This is a genomic window from Helicobacter brantae (genome assembly GCF_003364205.1).
GTDB classification, from domain to species: domain Bacteria; phylum Campylobacterota; class Campylobacteria; order Campylobacterales; family Helicobacteraceae; genus Helicobacter_G; species Helicobacter_G brantae.
In genome coordinates this window covers 77,431-93,022 of sequence record NZ_NXLV01000006.1, presented here as the reverse complement: position 1 = coordinate 93,022, position 15,592 = coordinate 77,431, and the positions used below count along the sequence as shown (strand labels likewise).

The following is a 15,592-nucleotide window of genomic DNA, read 5'->3' as shown; positions in this document are numbered from 1 at the left end:
GAATATCGGTATCTAGGGGATTTGGGGGTGTTTAGAGATATTTCTTTTTTTTGCTTTTAATCAAGATTTTGAGAGGAGAGCTTTTGATAGATAGATGTATGTTTTGAGTGCTGAGAGTTTAAATAAGGGGATTGGAGAGGAATTTGTGGTTTGAAAAGAGGGGGATTTCTAAGCGTTTTTGGACTAAAATCTTATTTTTAGTGTCAGATTTAAGAAGATTGTGCTACAATTTCATCACATTCGAGGGGCGGACGGACGCCCACCTTTTGATTTCTCCCAAACTTTATTTTATGTCTTTTTTATCATCTTAGGATAGATTTTGGCTGATCAAAAAGCCTTTTTGGACTAAAATTTGGACAAAATCTTATTTTTAGTGTCAGATTTAAGAAGATTGTGTTACAATTCTTCTACATTCAAGGGCGAACGGACGCCCACCTTTTAATTTCTCCCAAATTCCATTTTTATGTCTTGAAATCTTTTCATCATTGGATTGTCAATGTGGTTTAGCAAATCATCTAGGAATACTAAGATCATTTCAGGTGCAATTCCTATTCTTGTTTGTTTCTTTCTCTCTTCATTCTTGGGATAAATTGTCGTAATGCGTGGATATACTGCTCCATTTTCCTTTATTGTGCTTTTTAGCAAATTCTCCCAATGAAAGCACCGATTTCTGATAACTCGGATTAGATTTAGAGTGATTTCCACTTTGGCAACATTGGAGAATTGTGTTTTTCTCCCATTGACATATCCAACATTTCTGTTATTCCAATGATACTTTTTAAAGTCCATATCCTCCAAGTCAAACATATAGTTTTTTATCTTGTAGAAGTTGATAAGCTCTACTACTTCTCCTAGCATTAGACTTGCTAGGATTTGTGAGGGACTTAGGTCTTGTTGAGGGATATGGCTTTTTGCACTGATAAGCTTCAGGCTCTCTTCACTTTTTATCCATTCATTGCCTTTTATTCTTTTCATACAAAAGTCCAGCATATTTCGCAAATACACTTCAATCTCTGCAATCTTGTGTCCTGCTTGGAGTGCTAGAAGGCGATTGATGTAGTAGTTTTGGATATTACCTTCATAGCTCTCTAGTCTCTCTTGGGAGAGAATGGAGGTAATATCAGCTCTAAAGTCTAGTAATTCTTCTTTGGGGATTTTACTCATAGCTTATCCTATAGTGCAATTATAGTGGTATTCTAGCACATCTTACTTTGGCTCAATCTTTTGGTGAGTAAAATATGTCATCGCCAATCAAACTACTCTGAAGTGCTAATTTGTGGGAAAATTTGAAGTAATGGTGGCCACGATTGGACTCGGAAATATCTCGAATACTAGACCAAAAACAATGGAAGAGTTTCGTTCTTTTCGGTAGTTTTGAGATTATCTATATTTTTTAAATCTCACCAAATGCTAGCTTTGCCTCTATTTGGTAAAGACGATGTAGGGTTTATACAGTTTTCACCAAATACACTTGGATTGTTTCTTGGTATTCACCATTTTAATTGCAAGGAATAATACCATGAAAAAGTCTATCAACAAATCTCCAATCTTTAGAGATGAAAAGCAACTCATTGCTCTAAAGCCTAACAAACATCAATACTATGCAAAAGATCTTGCAATCAACAATCTCTATGTTGCCATAAGAGATCGTAAGAGGGAATACAATGATGTGGCAAAAACTTTCGTATATCGCTATAGCTTTAAAAATAAAATCTATCAAATCTCCATAGGAGCTTATCCTGAAGTTACACTAGATCAAGCAAGAGGGAAGAGTGGTGAATACAATGCTATTCTCAATAATGAGGAGAATAGAATGATGGGTATCCATCCAAAGGTCTATCTGCAAAGAGAAAAAGAAGAGAGAAAAAGATTGGCAGAACTCAACAAGCCAAGAACATTTGAGGAAATTACCTATGAATGGCTTTCTATTCAAGACAAAAGCTTTTTGACTGATAAGACTAAAATGGGAAGAATTAAACGCCATTTATTTCCAATGATAGGCAATAGACTTGTAAAAACTCTAGGCAAAAGAGATTTTATTGAGTGTATTGAGCTTATTCAAGCCAAAGGCAAGATAGAAACTTCAAGAAGAGTCTTCTCTCTAGCAAGAGAGATTATGCAGTTTGCTCTCAATCGTGATTATATACAACGCAATGTTTTGAGAGAAATTGAGTTTTCTAAAACCTTTAGAACAACAGAAGTGCAACATCATCGAACAATCACTGAACCCACTAGACTAAGATATCTGCTCTTAGCCATAGAAGAGTATCCAGCACTCATTACTCGATATGCACTCAAAGCTAGTGCATTGCTTTTTTTAAGAAGTGGAAATATTAGAGGAATGAAATGGGAGTATGTGGATACCAATAAGAGGTTGATTACTTTTCCTGCAAAAGATATGAAAATGAAGAGTGATTTTGTAGTGCCAATCAGTCATCAAATGCTAGAAGTATTAGAGAGTGTAAAACCTCTATCTTGCACTTCAATCTATGTCTTTCCAAGTGATATTTCCAAAACCAAACAAATGAGTGAGAATACACTCAATTATGCAATCAAGAGAATGGGATTTGGAGAAGAAATGGTTTTTCATGGTTTTAGAGCTACAGCTTCAACCCTATTGCATGAGAATACTCCAAACCACAAGATTGCTAGTGAAGTCATTGAGCTATGTTTGGATCACAAGGAGAGAAACAAAGTCAAAGCTTCTTACAATCATTCAATCAGACTTCAAGAGAGAAGAGAACTGATGCAATGGTGGGCTGATTATCTTGATGAGGTGAGAGAAGGAAAGATAGAGTAGGGTAGAGTTGGGTAAAGACTTTACCCAGCTTCAGGTTCCCAAAAATGAGAAGGGTGAAGTCATTGGGTAAAAATAAGCCTATGGAAGTGAAATTTCTTTCTACTCTTCTACTTCTCTATCTCTAACCTACATCTTCTGCTTCTCTCTCTTTATCAGAAGTAGAAAAATAGAAAAGATTTTGGACTCCTACTACCTATTTTACCCAATTAGCTTCTATAAGAGCAGTAGAGGGAGATGTAGGTTGGGTAATGGGTCTGCCCAGTTTTACCCAATTCTTTTTGTTTTGTATTCTTATTGATTTTGAAATAGAGAGTCTATGTCATCCCAATTCTCTTTTTCTGATGGATAGTACCCTTCATCATCCCAATCGCCATCACTAATATTTGAAAGAATGTGTTCTTTATAGTCTTCAATATCAAACCCTATTACGGCTTCTTCGAAGCTAACTAAATCCATCATTTTCTGAGGAAGTTTTTGAATTATAGAATCAAAGAAATCATCTAGCTTTTTGTTTATTTCGTATTCGTTATAAAAGTATGGTTCTCCATCATAGTCAAAACCAATCTGAAAAGAAGAGTATGTGAGCGAATACATCTCATCATAAATCTCGTCGCTAAGATATCTGCAAACAAGCTTTTTAAGCTTGTTTTTAATGCTTGAAAGCTCAAAAATTCCAAAGATATTTACCAAGAGATCAAGCAGAGTGATGGTACAAAAATCAGATTTTGCATGTTCTATAAGCTTATCAAAAAAAGAATAGTCTTTAAAAATAAAATCTGTTGAGTAATACAGACCAACAAGTCTTACAAAGTATTCCAAAGATTTGATAACTGGTTTCTTTCTATCAAAAATAGATTGAAGTATGAATTTTGTTTTTGTCATATCTTCAAGATCAAGCTCATGTGCGAAAAAACATATTGCAACAGCATAGTCTATATCATGGAAAATATTTGGCTCAAGATTGCTGTATAAGCTTTTAATCACATCAATTATTAGAGCAGTTTCTATAAGTTTATTCTTGTGAGAGTCTATAAAATAGCTTGTGGCATCAAAACTCTGAAGCGAAGCTAAACATGGTGCAAAATAAGAAGCATACTGCATATGATTTTTTAGAATAAAATCAGCAATTGATGGGTTAAACAGGGTGCAATAAACTTCATTTGTAGAGGTTTCTAGATTTCGATTGAGGAAGTAATATACTGCTTCTTCTATTTTGCTATCAATCGAAACACGGTTATCCAGTGAACTGCCATAATTTTCGGATTTTAAAAAAGCGCAATAGGCATTCTTTAGGTGTTTCTCTGCAATAGAGTTTCGGTTAAGAACGACAAAAAATACAAGAATTTGGATATATTTGTCGCTTTGCATTTCAAATGTATTTCGCCATATTTCATGGGGATTGTCCAACACTTTTTGTATCCAGTCCCAATAATTATCAACCCTAATGACATTTCCCTCCACTTTTTGATGATCGGAAATAAAAGAAATAAGGCGAGGATTAAAGTTTTTATGAGAAATAATTGCTCTATATCTTTTGTCTTTGCAGATTTCTACAAAAAAAGAATTGTCAAGCCCATTATGCTTCAAAAGTGAATACAGAATGTGAGCCTTTTCTATAGGTAATATATTGGAAATCTTAAGGATATAGCGCCTACTGTTTAAATTTGAATAGCGCAACTGATCACTTGCAATAGAGCCTCGATTAAGAATATTTGTTCGGCTTGTAAGGATGAGTAGTTTATTTGTGTCGTAATGAATTCTTTGTGAGAATGCAACAATTTGAGAGTCCAATCTATCTTCAATAAAGCTAAGGTAATTTGAACCTAAAAAATCATCAAAAAAGAATACTTGTTTTTTATTCCTAGAATAGACCTTTTCAGCATCTTCTATACTCTTGGTGATATGCACTGGCTCATAGTTGTACTGACTAAAATACAGAATGAGCTGTCGTGCTAAAGTGGTTTTGCCAATCCCAGGCTCTCCTGCGATGACTATTATTTTATTTTCTTGGAGAAACTTGACACCATTATAGAAGTATTGTGTCTTTATGTATATTTTTTCCTCTCTTTTGATTTGTTCTAATAATTCTGTCCCTTTTTGGATGATTGGTTGATTTTGTGCATTTTGAATGATTTGCACACTTCCAGACCATAATTTTGGATAGGCTTCTTGGATGTTTGGATTTTTCCTCAAAATAGAAAGTAGATCGCTTAATCCATAAATATCCATTGGACTTCTAATGTGGTCGCCAAAAACTTTTCGGATTTTTTCCTTATTGGCTGGAGATAAATCAACAGATGTGGCAATAAGATAGGCATAGGGTTTATGTTTTTGGATTTTTGCTAATTCTTCGTTTTCTAGTTTTTTAAAGAGTTTGCTGATTCCTGATTTTGCATAGTGCTTACACTGTATGATATGAACCTTTTCTCCAACCAAATATCGTCCATCAATTCCACTATCTTTTCCTTCTTTAAATCTTTCAATTCTTGTGCCTCTGTCTATTTCAATAAGGTCAAGAGCAAGAGATTCGAATTCTTTAAAGTCTAGATGAGAAAAATCAATCGGCACCATTTTTAACCTTAGTATACAATATGTGCAGTATGGCTTACATATTTTGCATGGATATTGTAAAATAAAACTATATAAACAAAATAGAAATGTATATAACAAGGTTCCTTGATGAAGATAATTTCTCTTTTTTCTGGGTGTGGAGGATTGGATTTGGGCTTTCAAAAGGCTGGACACAAAATTATTTGGGCAAATGATTTTGATAAAGAAGCTGTTGAAACATATCGTAAAAATATAGGGGAACATATTACTCTTGGAAGTATATACGATATTGATGTGAGGCATATTCCTGATGCCGATATGGTTATTGGTGGCTTTCCTTGCTTGGGTTTTACTGTTGCAAAAGGAAAAGATAGAAATTTAGATTGTGAATACAATCAATTATTTAAGGAATATGCACGAGTACTGCATGAAAAACAGCCAAAATATTTTGTTGTTGAAAATGTAGTTGGAATTAAGAGTGGCAAAGAATTTGAAGATTTTTTTCATAATGTCATCCTTGAAACTTTTAAAAAATCTGGAAAAAATGGTGATTATAAAATTCGTTATTCAACTCTTTTGGCTTCAGATTATGGTGTTCCACAAAATAGAAGAAGAATTATTATTTTTGGAACAAGAAACGATATTGAGATTGAGCCCGAATTCCCTGCCATGATTTCTTCAGAAAAAAAAACCTTGAGAGATGCAATTTTTGATCTTCCCAAAGATTATGACGAGAGTATACCTAATCATACGGGAAACCGTCATAGGGTAAAGATTAATGGATATGTTGGTAATCGAGAATTGTCGTGGGATGTGCCTGCGCCAACAATAACTGGAAGAGGAAGCAGAAGTGGTGGTGCGGTCATTCATCCTCACCCTAACAAGGAGAGAAGATTAAGTGTTAGGGAATGTGCCCGAATACAATCTTTCCCAGATGATTTTATTTTTTGTGGTAGCAATGGAGCTTGTTATTCTCAAATCGGCAATGCTGTTCCACCACTTTTTGCTTTTGCCATCGCCAATGAATTCTTGGTACTTGAAAATAAAAAAAGAAAACCCATCAAAAAAGAAGATTGGCTTTTACCGTATATCTAGAAAAAGGAACAAAGATGCATAGAGAATTAAAAACTATTGCCAAAATTGTGGCTACATTACGTCGACAAGGAAGATTGCTCCAAAAGATTTCAGGCGTTAATGATATATATGAATTTTTCCAAGAATGTCCAAAGCGAACTTCATTCGATTTTCTTTCATTTTATGTTTTAAATTATATATATCAATATATTGTCAAGGATGAGGTGGCAAAGAGAAAAACATCCGCTAGAGTTTTTGAAGACTTGATTGCTATTCTCTTTGGTGGAGTAATAACTGATGAATTGCAGAGAAAAAACGAGCCAGATACTGTTCCAATTCTTTTGGAAAAACATAGTCAAAAGCTATCAGGAAACAAAAGAGAAAAAGCAGATGTGTCCTTTGATAATTTTAGCATTTCCATCAAAACATTAATGTTGGATAATAGTGAGATTAATCTAGGGTCTTTTGAGAGAAAAATTCTCTTTGAAGGATTTGGGGTGGATGAATATCTTAAGGAAAGAAAAGCGACAAATGGAGATGGTATAGGATTAGGTTCTAAGGCACAAATAAGGAAGCTCTTACACTGTATTCAAGAGAAAGGAGAATATGACCAATTTGCAAGACGCTTTGTTGTAATGTTTGAGTATGTTTTCTCTGACGACCTGATTATAGCAATAAAAGAGCCCAACAAAATGTCGCTGTATTTTGTGGAGAGTGTGGAATTTATCAATTTAATAAAAAATAAGATTAGCAATATTGATGATTTTCTTGAAATAGTTAATCGATGGGAGGGGAATAGCATAAGAGTAGATAGAAGAAAATTGCTTGAAGAATGTTCAAAGAGAGTGGTGTTGGATTTAAATAAAATACAAGAATTAAGCTCCTTGATGGAAGAATTTGATTCTATGCTTCATTACTATTATTTTGAATATACTGAAGCAAAACTTGATCACAATAGGTCGCAACAATTTTATATAAATAAGAGATTATGTGAACACTTAGAATGGATAATGGGACGGATTTCCTATACCTTCTCATAGGTTTTAGTGAATTTGTACAATAAAAATAGGTTTTATTTTTAGCTTTTTCTTGAGGTGTTTTGGAAGATTTTCTTTCTTGATTTTATAGGGATGCTCTTGATCTTTCTGGTTTTATCCCGCAAATTTACAAAACTTTACTACACAAAAGAATTATTCTAGCCATTTCTTCAAAATTTAAAAACTATGTTTTTGCATACTTTTTTCTTGTAAATTAAGCAAAAAAACAATTCAATATTTTTCTAAAATTTTCAAAAATTAAAGAAAATGGATGTGTATCCATTTTTGTTTGATTAAAATTGGCTCAAATTTCCTGATAAAAATTTTAGTTCATTGTGGGAGTTATTTTTATATATGAGATAGAAGATAACTGTATAGTTATCCCAACATAGGTAATTCCCCTCATATACATATTATAACCTTGAAGCATCGCTATTTAAAGCTTTGCAATCTAATTCAAGGAGTAAATATGACTGAAAAAATACAAGTCTTCAATTCTATGGATCTTATAGAACAAATTGAAGTCATCAAGTCAATCATTACAGAGTCTAATCACCTCTTTTTGGTGGATAAGAATGAGGAGAAGTGTTTTATCTTCTTAGATGATGAGAAGAAAAACCCCACAATCCTTTTCTCTCAAACCAATGAGGAATATTCAATCTATTCGGTAGAAATCAGTGAAGAAGGCAATAGCCTGATTGTAGATTATGCTGATGGTTTTATTGTGACTTTGGATGTGCAAAGGATTGAAGAAGTAAGTGTGGAGAGCATTAAGCAAATCCTAGAGGAGGTGGAGTAATGGATTTTTATATCTATGTCTATTCTGATTCCCTCAAGGCTTTAGAGAGAAAAGTCAATGAAAAACACAAAGAAGGCTATATTAAATCCTCTCCCCTAACTCTTGGCTCATTGGCTATAGGCAATCAAATCGGAGAACTCTACATTCAGCCTATGCAATTAAAGGAGGAGAGATGATGCAAACTTTAACTCAAGAGAGTGTTTTAAAAGCTCTAAAAAAGAGTGCAAGATTTGATGAGCTTATCCATAAGCTCAATTCATTTCTAGACTTTGGAGGGAGTGGAGTGTTTGATGACTTCTCTAAAGAGTATCCCAACAAAAGGTTTTTCTCTATTGGTTCAAACCACAATATCCTCACTCTTGCTACTGATCCTAAGACTACAAGCTTAGTGGATAAAGAGGTGGATCTTATCTTTTGCAATCCTCCAATGGACAAGTATGAAGAGGATTGTAAGAGGATTTTTGAGGAAAGTCTTGCAGGGTATGCACTTCTAGTCTTGCCCATAGAGTGGAAGAGTAATGCAGAGATTAAAGCCTATGCAAAAGCCAACAGATTTGAAATAGAAGTCATTGGTGCTGTGGGTTATATCAAAGACAACCAAAGAGCAAAGGCTGAACTTGTTCTCTTTTATCGCTCTCATTTTTCCAATGAGGCAGTATTAAAGAAAAAACTAGGCAAAGACTATGATCTTGAAGTCTTGTTCCAAGAGCTTGAGTGCTATCGCTCCTCTTTAATTCACGAACTTGAGGATGAAAAGAAAGAAGAGATTGCAAGTGAAACACAGGGAATGGATCAGGAATCTTTCTTTGAGTATTTGCTCAAGCGATATGAAAAAGAGTATCAAGACTTCTTTAAAAACTTCAAATCCCTAAGCCATCTCTCCTCACATTTTCTATCAGCTATCAAGGTGGAGAGTGAAGACATTGTTGAAGTTACCAAGAGATTTGAGCGAAAGCATAAGAGATTTTATTGGAGTGAGTGTTTATCTAGAATGCCCACCTTTAAACTGCTTTTGACACAGAAGCAACAAGGTGAGCTTTTAGGTGAGTTTGCACACAGAGGAGTGGATTTTAGTAGGGAGAATATTCCTAGTGTTCTAGCTTTCTCTCTAAAGTATTGCAAAGAGAGGGAGAGGGAGAATTTCTGTAATTTTTGGGAGAAGTTGGCAAATGAAGACAATCTAGCTGACTTTAGCAATCTTATCAGTCATCCCAAGCCCTACACTCACTATCCTAATGAAAAACTCTTCTACAAAGGAAGACTAAAAGAGAAAGTGATTTGCACTTATGCTGGAAGATATGATGATTACTATCCCAATCATCTTAGAGATGTAGGGATTGCCTATTTGATTGAAATCTTGCTTCAATCTATGGGATATCAAGATTTGAGTTATCGTTATAGCGACAAGAGTGTAATCACACCCCAAGATAGAGTCAATCTCCCATTGGGAATTAGCTTTTTATTTGCAGGAGAGAAGCAGGTTGTAAAATTTACAGCCTATAAAAACATGAAGTTCCACATTCACTTTGATAAAACCACAATCGCCTTAATCAATCTAAGAGTGTTTATCTATCTTGGCTGGATTACAAACATAGAAGAAGCCAAAGAAAGCTTTAGCACTCTAAAGAGCGAAACCCTACAAAACCTTCTAGCCCAATAATCTCCATTTTTCTACAACCCTACAAAGTATTAGCAATGGCATTTGTTGCAGTGTGCTTTTGTGGATATGAAAGCATAGAGTATGAGGATTTAGAAGAAGCGGTTTTAAGAGAGGGTGAGAGATGTGAGTGGTGTGGAGATGAATTAGACTTTTTACCAAAGGAGGAAGAAGAATGCACAGACTAAGTGAGGAGCAGTTAAGTGAAAAACTCAATAAAGCCCAAAAAATAGGCTTTCTTGATGAAGTGATGATCCATGATATCAAAAAGGAGGAGAGAGTGATAGGTAGAAGACTTTTGTTTAGAACAACAATTGGCAATACAAAAGCCAGTGAAAATCGCTTTTTAATCAATTCAATCAAAAGAGAGCTAAGAGACATCTTTGGAAAAACTCCAAAAGAGAGTCTTAGCTCTTATGGAAGAGCTGAGTTGGAGCTATGTTTTGGAAAGGTTGAGGAGGCAGTATGAGTGATCGACTTTTATTGGTTGAAGAGCTAGATGTGGAGTATGGCGATCAAATCTTTGGTAGCTATGACATTGAGGGAATCCAAAAATATCTTGAAAAACTTAGAGCTTTTGGAGTGAATAGTTGGGAAGCTAGCGAAATCTATGCAGGGCTTATGATTGCATTTGAGATTGATGCAGATGATTTTGGTGCTTTTTATAAGAGCTATATCCAATCTATGCAGTATCAAGAAGATAGAGAGGAAGAAGAAGAGCTAAGTGAGGAGGAAATTGAGGTCTCCCATAAAATCTATGAGCTTTTAGAGAAAAATCCAAACTACATCAATAGCAGAGGGTATATCGCTATTGCTTACATTTAAAGGAGAAGAAGTGATGGGAAGCAGAACAATAAGCAATGTGCTAGATAAAGATAGAGCCTATAGTATTTATCATCAGAATGGATATGGATGTGGAAGTATTTTACAAGCCATAAAATTCTTTGATGGAGGGAGGTTTTGGAAGAGTTTAAGCACTAAGCAAAGAGAAGAAGCCTTTAGAAAAATGATTGGCTACAGCGAGTTAGAAGAGAGGGTGGATATACAAGGAAGTGCTGATGTGTATTTGGCTAGATTTGAAATAGAAGGAAAGTTAGTGTGCTTCTCTTCTGTTCTTTCTTCTTCAAATCACTTCATCGGACTCTTGCAAAACCACAAAGAAGCTTTAAAACCCTTTTGTTTCACTCATGTAAGTAAAACTCCTCTCTCAAGCTATACAAGAGAATACATCATTATGCCCATTAACCTCTATGCAAAAGAGATGCTTCAAGCAGGATTTATCAGCACTGATGTATTTGAAATCATTGAGAGGTTTGTGAGGGAGTATGAAGTGCAAAGTTTTGCAGAGAGGTTTTTTGAACTTGAAGATTGGGTGAATGAGAGTATCAATGATCTCTTGCCTCACTCCTATCCCATTGCTCATCCCATTAAGCTAGTAGCCTTCTTTAGAGATAACATTTTTGAGATTGTCAATGAGTTTGCCTATGCACTAGGCAGATGTCCTGAATATTTGAGTGATAGAGAGGAGTTTGACACTTTTCAAAGACTAAGCTTTTTTAGAGAAGAAGACTTGCTTGGGGATTTTTGCTACTTTGGAGTTAAAGACTTGAGGGAGCGAATGAAAAAGGGTGAGATGAGAAGGTTTGTAGATTTTATGCAGAGCAATCAAGAGCTCATTGAGCAAACCTATCAAGCCCATTGCAAAGAAGAGGAGATGAGTGAAGACATAAGAGTGTGTATTGCTCATAATCTTTTGTTTTTAAGAATGAGGAGGTTATGCTTTGGAGAGAGTGATGAAATCTGTGCTTAAGGGAGCAATTATATGCCTAAGCATTTCTTTGGTTGCACTGCATAGTGATTCAGTTTTTGTTGCCATTCTGACATGGCTATTACTATTTTAGAAGAAAGGAGAATTAAATGGGAGTTGATGGTTATAGTGTAGCTATGTATCTAGGAAATGTGGTTGTTGATATCGATCGATTTGCACAGATGCGTCCTAGCTTTAAGGGAGCATTATTTATCCCAAAAGGATTGCAAATCACTTTGTCAATGCCACAAGAGGAGAGAATATTTGATATTGACTACACAAAAGAAGAGAATGAGGAGCTTATCTTAAAGAGTATGCACCCTCTTAAAAACATTGAAAAAATGACTTTAAGATGGAGGATTGATGCCGAAATTGAGGGAAGTGTAGGGGAGATTATGAGAAGAGCAGAGACTTTTGCAAGAGTGTTTGAATCAATGCAAAAAATTAATCTTGCAAAAGTAGAGATTTGCTCTATAGAAAGCAAGGTGAAGTTTGAGGCTAAGAAAGAAGGGAAGTATCCAAGTCTAGAAGCTAAGGAGATGAACTCAGAAATCGCACAATCTCAAGCCTTATCTCTTAATCTAGGCTATGAACTAGAGTATGAGGTGGATATTCAAAAGTATCTAAAAGCCTATATTAAAACCATAGAGACAATCATTGAAGAGATGCGTGTAATAGGGAGGGGAGAGAAGATAGAGACACAATTTATCCACAGAGATGGAAATCTAGCTCTCAAACTTAAATCCCCACAAGGATTTGATTCTTTAAGTGCAGAGTATCTACTCGATGAAATTAAAAGTGAGTATGGAGAGGTAGAGTTTAAAAAAGGAGTGGATCTTATCACTCTTTCTTTCCCTTGGATGGCAATCATCCAGTACTAATTCATAACACTTTTAAAATATGTCCTAAATCCATTATGAGCTAGTTTTAGGCATATTAAAAACACTTTTAAAACACCACAAACAACACAACAACAATCATAAAACACAACAAAGGAGGAATGATGTCAACAAGAGGAGTGATTGCTAGACAAATCAACAACAGAGAGGTGGAATATCTCTACTCACATTGGGACAATTATCTTGAATACAATGGAGTGATCTTACAAGAGCATTACAACACCAAAGAAAAGGTAGATGCACTATTTGCTAAGAATAGAGGAATAAGCTCTTTGGCTAGGAGTGTAGAGAAGACAAATTTTTATGAGGAGGAAGGAGAAGCGATTAAAAGATGTCCACTGAACTTTCTTAATACTAGAGCTGATGGATGTTGGGCTGAATATATCTATGTCTTTACACTGAAGGGAGAGTGGAAATACAGAGAGATTTGGTCCATTCCAAAAGACAATGGAGAATGGGCATTGGGTTGGAGTAGGTTTAAAAGCCTAGCAAAAGCAGTTGAGAAAACACTACAAAATAATCAAAGTGCATAAAGGAGGTAAACAATGGCAGAAGAGATTTCAAGAGGAGTGGGCTTCTTTCTAAGCTCACTGGTTGTCATCATTTTTAAAGTCATCAAAGGTTTTATCCTAGGAGTGATTCAGGGAGCAAATGGAGGAAGAAGTCATGGGTAGATACTATCATGGTGATATTGAAGGTAAGTTTTGGTTTGCAATGATGAATAGCAATGTAGCAAGTGTATTTGGGGATTATGGGGAGGATATGTTTTATTGTGAAGAGCGAGAATGTGAAGTCAGAGCAAGCAAGATTGAAGAGTTAAGTGAAGAGGAGAAGGAGTCTCTTTGTGGAGATCCAACTTATATCTACTATAGCTACTACTATCACATCAATAAAGGAGTGGAGGATACAAACTTTGAGATAGAGGTTCTGCAAAACAGAATTAAAGAAACCCAAAAACTTGTTAGCAAGTATGCTGATTTTATGGAGACAAAGCTAGAGGAGATAAGAAGGAAGGAGGAAGCCAATCATAGTTGTTATAGTGCAGTGAGCGAAGTGCTTCAACCAAAAGAGTATGTCCAAAAGCTAGAAATCCTAAGCAAACTCATTGGTGCTCGAAGACTGAGAGAAGCCACAGCAGATCGATATGAGAAAATGCTTTTTTACCTAGCGAACTTTCTTGCCTTCAAAAATGACATCAAGGACATTCAGCCAATCACTGAAGTGGTGATGGGAGGTAGGATATTCTCTAAGTTATTAGAGAGTGGGGAATGTGTGTTTGAGGGGGAGATGTAAGGTTATACTTGGGCATTCCTTATTCTTCTACCAGATTGAGAACAGAGATAAGAATGCCCATTAGTATCACAGCAGATTTGTATTGTTTAATAATGGTGTTAATGCTAGTTCCACTCGAGATTTTTCCAGTATGAGCAAAAACATTTCTGGTTGTTAAAAGACTTTTGACATGATCTAAAATTTTTTCCTTATTTTCATTATTTTGTACTCTGTTCTTAAATTTATCTTTTAAAGATAAATCAAATTTTCCAAGAATATCTGCAATATTGTGATAATCAAAACTAAACTGTCGTTTGATGGAGCAATATACAAAATTTAGTATATATCCATGTGTATTGTGATAGTTTAAATAAGTTTTAAATATCCCCTTTAAAGCTTCTTCAAGACTGGTTGTAGCAAGCATCAAAGCATAGCAAATGACATGGTGTCCATTGTGATTTAACTCTTGTTTGAGTTCTTTTATTTGTTTTGATCTTTCAAAAATAATGAGGGTTTCACTATTTTGTTTCAGATATCTTGCAATTTTGTACTTCATATACGTATTCCAAAATATATTCAATTCTCTTTCTTATGCTTTCGCAATGTGTTGTTCGTACGGATATTAAGTTTTGGAAATCATTATTGGATAATAGGGTATGTAGCTTATTTTTTGCATTAGTTGGCTCTAAATCTCTATCCTTTAGATAAAGTGATGTAGCTATCATTAGGGATTCAAAAATTGTTCGATTTATTTTTTTTGTCATGGAAGTGGTTTTGCTTGTATTGACAAAAGCGTGCTGACCAAAAACTTTTTTTATCCATTCAAGGCATCTAAGAAAATCTTCCTTCATTTTTTGCAACTCTTTTAAATCAAAATTGTTGCCCATTTCCATGTATCGATTTAATTCTTGTTTCATGGTAATTTTTTGTTTGTCACTGTATAGTATTGTTTGTTGCCGTATTGTAAAATATCTTAAAATTAGTTCTATATCTTGCATACGTTGATCAACTTCTTGTGTTCCATACATTTCTCGCCAAATTTTGCTATTGTTAAGTTCTATGAGAAAATCATTAAACTTACCATGATAGACACAATGTCTAATTTCCTGTGAGAGAAGTTTCTGTCCACCAGTATTAATTCTTTCAAAGATTTGATATAAGCTATCATCATTTTTTGGGTGCTTTTGTTCAAAGATAATTCCATGCACACTTGTACTCTTAATTTTTCTTTGATCGGCGATATCGAGCTCCTTAAAACTTTTGCCACGCCATCGTTCGTGTATAGCTGGAGAGTTTGTAAGTTTGAAAATAGTCTCCTCATTTCCAAATTTTTCTTTTTCAACATAGTCATAGACACTCATTATGCGTTGATATCCATCGATAATCAACTTTCGGTTATCTTCGGTATTTGCAAGAAAAATACTTGGAATTGGAAGTCCCAAAAGAATAGACTCAATAAAACGAGATGCCTCTTTCTTTTTCCATACATAGTGACGTTGGAGTTCAGGCTTGACTAATTCATCATCTTTGTACATCAAAATGAGCTCTCTCCAGCTTAAATCAATTCCCCATGATGATATATTAAAAAGAGCATTGTGATCAAGCTCCTCTTCCTCTTCATCAATCTCCTCTTCAAGGTTGTTTTGTGTATTTTCTTCCATATTCGCCTTCTTTTTTGGATAGTGCTTTATAGAATT

18 protein-coding genes are annotated in these 15,592 nt (G+C 34.9%); 14 read left to right on the top strand and 4 right to left on the bottom strand.

Annotated elements, in window-relative coordinates:
* Positions 1-438: 438 nt before the first annotated feature.
* Complete coding sequence (locus CQA58_RS04720; protein WP_115569574.1) at positions 439-1,164, bottom strand: CAAX protease; 726 nt, start codon at positions 1,162-1,164, stop codon at positions 439-441.
* A gap of 355 nt (positions 1,165-1,519) precedes the next feature.
* On the opposite strand from CQA58_RS04720, the gene CQA58_RS04715 reads away from it, so the two are divergent.
* Positions 1,520-2,800 (top strand): tyrosine-type recombinase/integrase, encoded by a 1,281-nt coding sequence (locus tag CQA58_RS04715; RefSeq protein ID WP_115569573.1) that lies wholly within the window; start codon positions 1,520-1,522, stop codon positions 2,798-2,800.
* A gap of 291 nt (positions 2,801-3,091) precedes the next feature.
* Here the strand turns inward: CQA58_RS04715 and CQA58_RS04710 are convergent, their stop codons facing one another.
* A complete protein-coding gene (locus CQA58_RS04710; protein WP_115569572.1) occupies positions 3,092-5,371 on the bottom strand; it encodes an nSTAND3 domain-containing NTPase in 2,280 nt (759 codons plus the stop codon).
* Positions 5,372-5,479: 108 nt separating this feature from the next.
* Here CQA58_RS04710 and CQA58_RS04705 point away from each other — a divergent pair, with 108 nt between their 5' ends.
* The 13 genes from CQA58_RS04705 (at position 5,480) to CQA58_RS04660 (ending at position 13,916) form a co-directional block, all read left to right on the top strand.
* A complete protein-coding gene (locus CQA58_RS04705; protein ID WP_115569571.1) occupies positions 5,480-6,445 on the top strand; it encodes a DNA cytosine methyltransferase in 966 nt (321 codons plus the stop codon).
* 14 nt (positions 6,446-6,459) lie between these two features.
* Positions 6,460-7,464, top strand: coding sequence for a hypothetical protein (locus CQA58_RS04700; RefSeq protein WP_115569570.1), 1,005 nt, complete (start codon positions 6,460-6,462; stop codon positions 7,462-7,464).
* A gap of 466 nt (positions 7,465-7,930) precedes the next feature.
* Complete coding sequence (locus CQA58_RS04695) at positions 7,931-8,260, top strand: hypothetical protein (RefSeq protein ID WP_115569569.1); 330 nt, start codon at positions 7,931-7,933, stop codon at positions 8,258-8,260.
* Positions 8,260-8,436, top strand: coding sequence for a hypothetical protein (locus tag CQA58_RS08240; protein WP_170126746.1), 177 nt, complete (start codon positions 8,260-8,262; stop codon positions 8,434-8,436). The genes CQA58_RS04695 and CQA58_RS08240 overlap by 1 nt, the downstream gene beginning before the upstream one ends.
* On the top strand, positions 8,433-9,920 hold the full coding sequence (locus CQA58_RS04690) for a type 2 periplasmic-binding domain-containing protein (protein WP_115569568.1): 1,488 nt from the start codon (positions 8,433-8,435) through the stop codon (positions 9,918-9,920). The genes CQA58_RS08240 and CQA58_RS04690 overlap by 4 nt, the downstream gene beginning before the upstream one ends.
* Positions 9,921-9,955: 35 nt before the next feature.
* A complete protein-coding gene (locus CQA58_RS08235; RefSeq protein ID WP_170126745.1) occupies positions 9,956-10,105 on the top strand; it encodes a hypothetical protein in 150 nt (49 codons plus the stop codon).
* Positions 10,093-10,386, top strand: coding sequence for a hypothetical protein (locus CQA58_RS04685; RefSeq protein WP_115569567.1), 294 nt, complete (start codon positions 10,093-10,095; stop codon positions 10,384-10,386). Before CQA58_RS08235 ends, CQA58_RS04685 begins: the two co-directional genes overlap by 13 nt.
* The gene (locus CQA58_RS04680) at positions 10,383-10,742 is read left to right on the top strand and encodes a hypothetical protein (protein WP_115569566.1); all 360 of its coding nucleotides are present in this window, start codon (positions 10,383-10,385) and stop codon (positions 10,740-10,742) included. The genes CQA58_RS04685 and CQA58_RS04680 overlap by 4 nt, the downstream gene beginning before the upstream one ends.
* Before the next feature lie 13 nt (positions 10,743-10,755).
* On the top strand, positions 10,756-11,727 hold the full coding sequence (locus tag CQA58_RS04675) for a hypothetical protein (protein ID WP_147288604.1): 972 nt from the start codon (positions 10,756-10,758) through the stop codon (positions 11,725-11,727).
* A gap of 107 nt (positions 11,728-11,834) precedes the next feature.
* The gene (locus CQA58_RS04670) at positions 11,835-12,605 is read left to right on the top strand and encodes a hypothetical protein (protein WP_115569564.1); all 771 of its coding nucleotides are present in this window, start codon (positions 11,835-11,837) and stop codon (positions 12,603-12,605) included.
* Positions 12,606-12,727: 122 nt separating this feature from the next.
* Positions 12,728-13,156, top strand: coding sequence for a hypothetical protein (locus tag CQA58_RS04665; protein WP_115569563.1), 429 nt, complete (start codon positions 12,728-12,730; stop codon positions 13,154-13,156).
* A gap of 12 nt (positions 13,157-13,168) precedes the next feature.
* Positions 13,169-13,297, top strand: coding sequence for a hypothetical protein (locus tag CQA58_RS08410; RefSeq protein ID WP_281270008.1), 129 nt, complete (start codon positions 13,169-13,171; stop codon positions 13,295-13,297).
* Positions 13,275-13,916: a hypothetical protein gene (locus CQA58_RS04660; protein WP_147288603.1), complete on the top strand. Its 642-nt coding sequence runs from the start codon at positions 13,275-13,277 to the stop codon at positions 13,914-13,916. The genes CQA58_RS08410 and CQA58_RS04660 overlap by 23 nt, the downstream gene beginning before the upstream one ends.
* Positions 13,917-13,935: 19 nt before the next feature.
* Here CQA58_RS04660 and CQA58_RS04655 read toward each other — a convergent pair whose 3' ends face one another.
* Entirely contained in the window at positions 13,936-14,451 is a 516-nt protein-coding gene (locus tag CQA58_RS04655) for a HEPN domain-containing protein (RefSeq protein WP_115569561.1), read from the bottom strand.
* The gene (locus tag CQA58_RS04650; protein WP_170126744.1) at positions 14,414-15,556 is read right to left on the bottom strand and encodes a DUF262 domain-containing protein; all 1,143 of its coding nucleotides are present in this window, start codon (positions 15,554-15,556) and stop codon (positions 14,414-14,416) included. Before CQA58_RS04650 ends, CQA58_RS04655 begins: the two co-directional genes overlap by 38 nt.
* Positions 15,557-15,592: the final 36 nt, after the last annotated feature.

Coding starts and splice junctions, on each gene's coding strand:
- CQA58_RS04665 (WP_115569563.1), top strand. CDS start 12,728: ATGTCAACAAGAGGAGTGATTGCTAGACAAATCAACAACAGAGAGGTG.
- CQA58_RS04680 (WP_115569566.1), top strand. CDS start 10,383: ATGAGTGATCGACTTTTATTGGTTGAAGAGCTAGATGTGGAGTATGGC.
- CQA58_RS04675 (WP_147288604.1), top strand. CDS start 10,756: ATGGGAAGCAGAACAATAAGCAATGTGCTAGATAAAGATAGAGCCTAT.
- CQA58_RS08235 (WP_170126745.1), top strand. CDS start 9,956: ATGGCATTTGTTGCAGTGTGCTTTTGTGGATATGAAAGCATAGAGTAT.
- CQA58_RS04705 (WP_115569571.1), top strand. CDS start 5,480: ATGAAGATAATTTCTCTTTTTTCTGGGTGTGGAGGATTGGATTTGGGC.
- CQA58_RS04650 (WP_170126744.1), bottom strand. CDS start 15,556: ATGGAAGAAAATACACAAAACAACCTTGAAGAGGAGATTGATGAAGAG.
- CQA58_RS04655 (WP_115569561.1), bottom strand. CDS start 14,451: ATGAAGTACAAAATTGCAAGATATCTGAAACAAAATAGTGAAACCCTC.
- CQA58_RS04720 (WP_115569574.1), bottom strand. CDS start 1,164: ATGAGTAAAATCCCCAAAGAAGAATTACTAGACTTTAGAGCTGATATT.
- CQA58_RS04710 (WP_115569572.1), bottom strand. CDS start 5,371: ATGGTGCCGATTGATTTTTCTCATCTAGACTTTAAAGAATTCGAATCT.
- CQA58_RS08240 (WP_170126746.1), top strand. CDS start 8,260: ATGGATTTTTATATCTATGTCTATTCTGATTCCCTCAAGGCTTTAGAG.
- CQA58_RS04690 (WP_115569568.1), top strand. CDS start 8,433: ATGATGCAAACTTTAACTCAAGAGAGTGTTTTAAAAGCTCTAAAAAAG.
- CQA58_RS08410 (WP_281270008.1), top strand. CDS start 13,169: ATGGCAGAAGAGATTTCAAGAGGAGTGGGCTTCTTTCTAAGCTCACTG.
- CQA58_RS04660 (WP_147288603.1), top strand. CDS start 13,275: ATGGAGGAAGAAGTCATGGGTAGATACTATCATGGTGATATTGAAGGT.
- CQA58_RS04685 (WP_115569567.1), top strand. CDS start 10,093: ATGCACAGACTAAGTGAGGAGCAGTTAAGTGAAAAACTCAATAAAGCC.
- CQA58_RS04695 (WP_115569569.1), top strand. CDS start 7,931: ATGACTGAAAAAATACAAGTCTTCAATTCTATGGATCTTATAGAACAA.
- CQA58_RS04700 (WP_115569570.1), top strand. CDS start 6,460: ATGCATAGAGAATTAAAAACTATTGCCAAAATTGTGGCTACATTACGT.
- CQA58_RS04715 (WP_115569573.1), top strand. CDS start 1,520: ATGAAAAAGTCTATCAACAAATCTCCAATCTTTAGAGATGAAAAGCAA.
- CQA58_RS04670 (WP_115569564.1), top strand. CDS start 11,835: ATGGGAGTTGATGGTTATAGTGTAGCTATGTATCTAGGAAATGTGGTT.